This is a genomic window from Streptomyces sp. NPDC088246 (genome assembly GCF_044741025.1).
Lineage (GTDB): Bacteria > Actinomycetota > Actinomycetes > Streptomycetales > Streptomycetaceae > Streptomyces.
Genome location: NZ_JBIURV010000123.1, coordinates 1 through 6239 on the forward strand (window position 1 = coordinate 1; position 6239 = coordinate 6239).

A 6239-nucleotide genomic window follows, 5' to 3' on the forward strand; every position below is an offset into this window, starting at 1 on the left:
AACCGCTCACCCGTCAACCCAGCCCGACCCACATACCCCCGCGCCACCTGACCACCAGCGACGAACAACTCACCCACCACACCCACCGGAACCGGGTTCAGGAACCCGTCCAGCACATACGCCCTCGACCCCGCCAACGGCCGCCCCAGACCCACCACCCCGTCCGCCAGACCACCCGCACCCGCCAGCAACTCGCCGGCCACCACACCCACCGTCGTCTCCGTCGGCCCGTAATGGTTCACCACCCCACGATCCCCGGCAGCCTCCACCAGCCCGCACAGCCATGCCGCCGAAGCACTCTCCCCGCCCAGCACCAGACCCCGACGCGGAACCAACGGACCCACCTCACCACCACACCCCGCAACCAACGCCGCCAGATGCGAGGGCACCACCTTCACAAAATCGATCGCCCACTCACGGAAGAACCCAGCCACACCCCGCCCGTCCACCGCCACATCCGCATCCACCACATGCAGCACACCACCCGAGACCAGGCAGCCGAACACCACCGTGTTCCCCAGGTCCGTCACCACCGGCTGCAACAAACCGAACCGGCCCCCCACAACCCCCCAACCCGTACGATCCACCACCGACACCACATAACCCACCACACCACCATGCGTGACCTGCACACCCTTCGGCCGCCCCGTCGAACCCGACGTATAAACCACATACGCCAACTGGGCCAGAGACCCAACGACTTCCGGCGCCGACGACGAAAGACCCGCAAGCGCCGCCACCACCGCCGGGTCGTCCACGACCACCGTCCGCAGACGCCCCACCGGCAGCTCGTCGACCAGCTCCTCGGTGCCCACCAGCACGGTGGCGCGGCTGTCGCGCAGCATGAACCCCAGCCGCTCCACCGGATACTCCGGATCCAGCGGCAGATACGCCCCACCCGCCTGCCACACCGCGAGCATCGCCACCACCATGTCCACACCACGCGGCAGACACAGCGCCACCACCGACTCCGCGCCCACACCCACACCCCGCAGGTAATGCGCCAGACGATTCGCCCGACCCATCAACCCCCCATACGTCAGCGACACCTCACCCGCCACCACAGCCAACGCATCCGGAGCCACCCCAGCCCGCCCCGCAATCAGCTCATGCACCCCCGCCACCAACGGCAACTCCACCGAAGAGGCGGCGTTCCACCCCTCCACCAACACCTCACGCTCACCCGCCGACAACACCGGCAACCCACCCACACGCTGATCAGCATCCGCGGCCACCGCCGACAACAACGCGACCAGATGCCCACCCAACCGCTCCACCGTCACCGCATCGAACAACGCGGTGCTGTACTCGAACTCCGCACCCAACCCCACCCCACCATCACTCAACACCAGACGCAGATCGAACTTCGCGACCACCCTTTCCGAAGCACTCCCGCTGCGATCCACCGAGCGGTCCACCGGGCCGGCCGTGCCACCCACACCGCCGCCCTCCTCGACGAAGTCGTAGTTGAACAACGCCTGGAACAGCGGAGTACGCGAGCGGTCCCGCTCCGAGACCAGCGCTTCCACCACCTGCTCGAACGGCACGTCCTGATGCCCGTACGCACCAAGCGCCGTCTCCCGCACCCGACCCAACACCTCACGGAACGACGGATCACCCGACAGATCCGCACGCATCACCAACGTGTTCACGAAGAACCCGATCAAGCCCTCCGTCTCCGCACGATTCCGGTTCGCGACCGGCGTCCCCACCACCACGTCATCCGAACCCGCATACCGCCCCAGCAACACCACATACGCCGACAACAACAACATGAACATCGACACACCGCACTCACGCGACAACGCCCGCAGACCTTCGGCGACATCGTCCGGAATATCGATCCTCACCATCGCGCCGGCGGAAGAGCGCACCGGCGGACGCGGGCGGTCGAGGGGCAGTTCCAGTTCCGGTGCGCCGGAGAGCCGCTCGCGCCAGTAGGACAGCTGCCGTTCCAGCACCTCGCCATCCAGCCACTTGCGCTGCCACACCGCGAAGTCCGCGTACTGCACCTCCAGCGGCGGCAACGGGTCAGACTCACCCGCGACAAACGCCTCGTACAGGGCCATGAGCTCACGATGGAAGACGGAGTCCGACCACTCGTCGAACACAACGTGGTGCAGGGCAACCACAAGCACGTACTCGCCATGGGCCCCACGCAGCAGCATCGCGCGGATCAGCGGTCCCGTCGACAGATCGAACGGCACCTGGGCATCCGCCGCCGCCAGCTCCCGCACCGCCTCAACAGGATCAATGCAGTCGGAGACGTCGACCACCGGCAGGGGAAACAGCGCCGGCTCATCGATCACCTGATACGGCACACCATCCGCACCCGCCACCAGACGCGTCCGCAACACCTCGTGCCGCGCCACCACCCCACCCAACGCCCCACCCAGCGCCGCCACATCTGGGACACCATCCCACCGCACACGCATCGACAGGTTGTACTCCGTCGACCCCGGCTCCATCTGACTGAGGAACCACAGGCGCTGCTGCGCGAACGACAGCGGCAGCGGCTCGGTCCGGTCGGCCGGCGTCACGGGGGGTACGACGGTGCTGGTCGCCCAGTTCTCCAGGAACGGTGCCAGCTCACGCACGGTGGGCCGGTCGAACAGGGAGGAGAGGGGGACCTCGGCCCGGAACGCCTCCCGGATACGGGAGACGACCTGGGTGGCGAGCAGCGAGTGCCCGCCCACCTCGAAGAAGTTGTCGTCGGCGCCGACCTGGTCCACGCCGAGCACCTCGGACCAGATGCGGGCGAGGAGCTCCTCCGTCGCACCGGCCGGGGCGACGAAGTCGGCGCCGGCGGTGTGTGCCGGCTCCGGCTGGGGCAGGGCCGCCCGGTCCAGCTTTCCGTTGGAGGTCAGAGGGAGCGCCGTGAGCTCGACGAAGACGGCCGGGACCATGAACTCGGGCAGGTCACGGCGCAGGTGGGCGCGCAGCTCCCCCGCGTTCGGAATGCCCTCGGTGTGGTCGGTCGGGACCAGGTAGGCCACGAGGCGTCGGTCCGTGCCCTCGCCGGAGGCCGTCACCACGGCGGACAGGACTGCCGGGTGGGCGGCCAGCAGCGCCTCGATCTCCCCCGGTTCGATCCGGAATCCACGGACCTTGATCTGCTTGTCGGCCCGGCCGAGGTACTCCAGGACGCCGTTGGGCAGGAGGCGGGCCCGGTCGCCCGAGCGGTAGAGCCGGGAGCCGTCCCCCGCGAACGGGTCGGCGACGAAGCGCTCGGCCGTGAGGGCGGGCCGTCCGCCGTAGCCGCGCGTGACACCGGCGCCGCCGATGTACAGCTCGCCGGGTACGCCGGTCGGTGCGGGCATGAGGTGGTCGTCCAGTACGAGGGCCCGCCAGCCGGGGAGCGCCCGCCCGGCCGGCAGCTTCGGGTCGGCTTCCACGTCGGTGGCGTCGATCCGGTGGTGGGTGACATGGACCGTCGTCTCCGTGATGCCGTACATGTTGACCAGGGCAGGGGTGTCGAGGCCCCAGGCGTCGGCCCACCGCTCCACGTGCACGCGTTGCAGGGCGTCCCCGCCGAAGACGACGAACCGCAGGTCGGTGGGTGCGCGCCCCGGCCCGGCGGCCTCGGCCAGCTGACGGAACAGTTCGGGTGTGGCGCTCAGGACGGTCACGCCCTCGGCGGCCAGGACGTCGCGGAGCAGCCACGGCTGGCGCACGGTCTCCGTCGGTACGACGACACAGCGGGCGCCGTGGGCCAGGGCTCCCCAGATCTCCCAGACGGAGAAGTCGAACGCCGAGGAGTGAATCACGCTCCACACGTCGTCGGGGCCGAGGTCGAAGGTCTCCGTGGCGTCCACGGCCGTGAAGAGGCTGTGGACGTTCGCGTGCGGGACATGGACGCCCTTGGGGCGGCCGGTCGAGCCCGACGTGTAGATCACGTAGGCGATCTGTCCGGGTTCGGTGGCGGTGTCGGGTGCGGTGGCGGGGCGCTCGCCGATCTCGGCGGCGGTCTCGGGGTCGTCGACGACCAGCAGGGGTGCGACCCGGGTGTCCGCCACCCCGTCGGTCAGGTTGGCGACGTGATGCCGCTGCGTGACGACCACCCGCGCGCCGCTGTCGGCGAGCATGAAGGCTCGCCGCTCGGACGGATGTCCCGGGTCCAGGGAGAGGTATCCGCCGCCGGCCTGCCACACGGCCAGCATGGCGGTGACCATGTCGGCACCCCGGTCCAGGCACAGTCCGACGATGGTTTCCGGGCCCACTCCCGCGTCGCGCAGCCGGTGCGCGAGACGGTTCGCGCCTGCCATCAGCTCCGCATAGCTGACCTGCTGCTCACCGCTGACCAGGGCCACCGCGTCGGGGGTCTGCGCGGCCCGCTCCGCGATCAGAGCCGGTACGCCGCCGACGACGGGCGGCGGCGTCGCGGAGTCGGCCCACTCCGCGACCAGGCGGTCATGCTCGTCGGCGGACAGCAGGGGCACCTGCGACAGCGGTCGCGTGTCATCCGCGGCCACCGTCTCCAGCAGGCCGATGAGGTGCCCGATCAGCCGCTCGACCGTGGAGGCGTCGAAGAGCGCGGTGCTGTACTGCAGCTGGCCGACGAGACCACCGGCACTGTCGCTGTCACCCAGGGTCAGCAGCAGGTCGTACTTCGCCGGAACGCTGTCCACGAGGAAGTCGGTCGCGAGCTCGTCCGGGCCGAAGAGGTCACCACGGCCCGGCAGCGCTCCGGTCTCCCGGGTCTCGTACGTGAACATGACCTGGAACAGCGGAGTGCGGGACCGGTCCCGTTCACCGACCAGATCGTCCACGAGCTGCTCGAACGGCAGGTCCTGGTGGGCGAAGGCCGCGAGGGACGTCTCGCGTACACGACCGACGAGTTCGGCGAAGGACGGGTCGCCGGACAGGTCGGTGCGCATGACGAGCGTGTTGACGAAGAACCCGATCAGGTCCTCGGTCTCGGCACTGTTCCGGTTGGCGACCGGCGTGCCCACGACCACGTCCTCCGAGCCCGCGTAGCGGCTCAGCAGTACGTCGAAGGCTGCCAGGAGCGTCATGAACATCGTCGCGCCGTGCTCGCGCGAGAGGACGCGCAGCGCGTCCGCCGTACGTGCGGGAACGGTGAAGGGGATCGCCGCGCCCTCGGTGGACCGCACGTGCGGCCGGGGCCGGTCCGTGGGCAGCTCAAGGGTCGGCACGCCCGCCAGGTGGTGTGTCCAGTAGGCGAGTTGCGCCTCCAGTACGTCACCGGACAGCCACTGTCGCTGCCAGGCCGCGAAGTCCGCGTACTGCACGGCCAGCGGCTGGAGCGGGTTCGGCTCACCCTCGCGGAACGCCTCGTACAGGGAGGCCAGTTCACGGCGGAAGACCTCGTCCGACCACTCGTCGAAGACCACGTGGTGCACCGACAGCGCCAGAACGTGCTCATCGGGAGCCACCCGGATCAGCATGGCGCGGATCAGGGAATCGGCCGCCAGGTCGAAGGGCAGCACCGCGTCGGCAGCGACCAGCTCGCGGGCGGCGGCGACCGGATCGCGTTCCGCCGATACGTCGACGAGCGCCAGGGGGAACATCTCCGACGGCTGATCCATCACCTGGTACGGAATGCCGTCCGAACCCGCGACGAGCCGGGTGCGCAGTACTTCGTGCCGTGTCACGACGGCGCCGAGGGCAGCGGCGAGCGCGCCCACGTCGGGCTTCTCTCCGCGCAGCCAGACCGGAAGAGCGACGTTGTATTCGGCGGACTCATGGTCCAACTGCTGCAAGAACCAAAGGCGTTGTTGCGCGAACGACAGCGGCAGCGGCTGTCTGCGGTCTGCCACGGTGACCGGGGGCAGAGCGCTCGCCGTGCCGGCGCGCTCCAGTGCGGCAGCCAGACCGCGTACGGTCGGCCGGTCGAAGAGCACGTGCAGCGGGAGCTCTGCCCCGACCAGCTCCCGCATGCGGGACCTGACGCGTGTGGCCAGCAGGGAGTGCCCGCCGAGCTCGAAGAAGTTGTCCGTGACACCAACCTGGTCCAGGCCGAGGAGCTGGGCCCAGATGTCGGCGAGCAGCTCCTCGGTGGCAGTGCCCGGGGGCACGTACGCGTCCAGTTCAGGGCGCGCGCCTTCCGGCTCGGGCAGTGCCGCCCGGTCCACCTTGCCGTTCGGGGTCAGCGGCAGGCTGCCGAGCGACACGAAGACGCCCGGGATCATGAAGGCGGGCAGGCGGTTGCTCGCGAAGTCTCGGAGCTCGCTGACCGGCGGGATGCCGTCCGTCTGCTCGGCGGGAACGAGGTAGGC

Annotated in this window: 1 protein-coding gene; it reads right to left on the reverse strand. The window is 69.7% G+C overall.

All coding sequences use genetic code 11. The features are described from left to right. Nucleotides 1–6239, reverse strand: a 6239-nt coding sequence (locus ACIPEK_RS46025) for an amino acid adenylation domain-containing protein (protein ID WP_402008863.1), incomplete at both ends; no start/stop codon positions are given.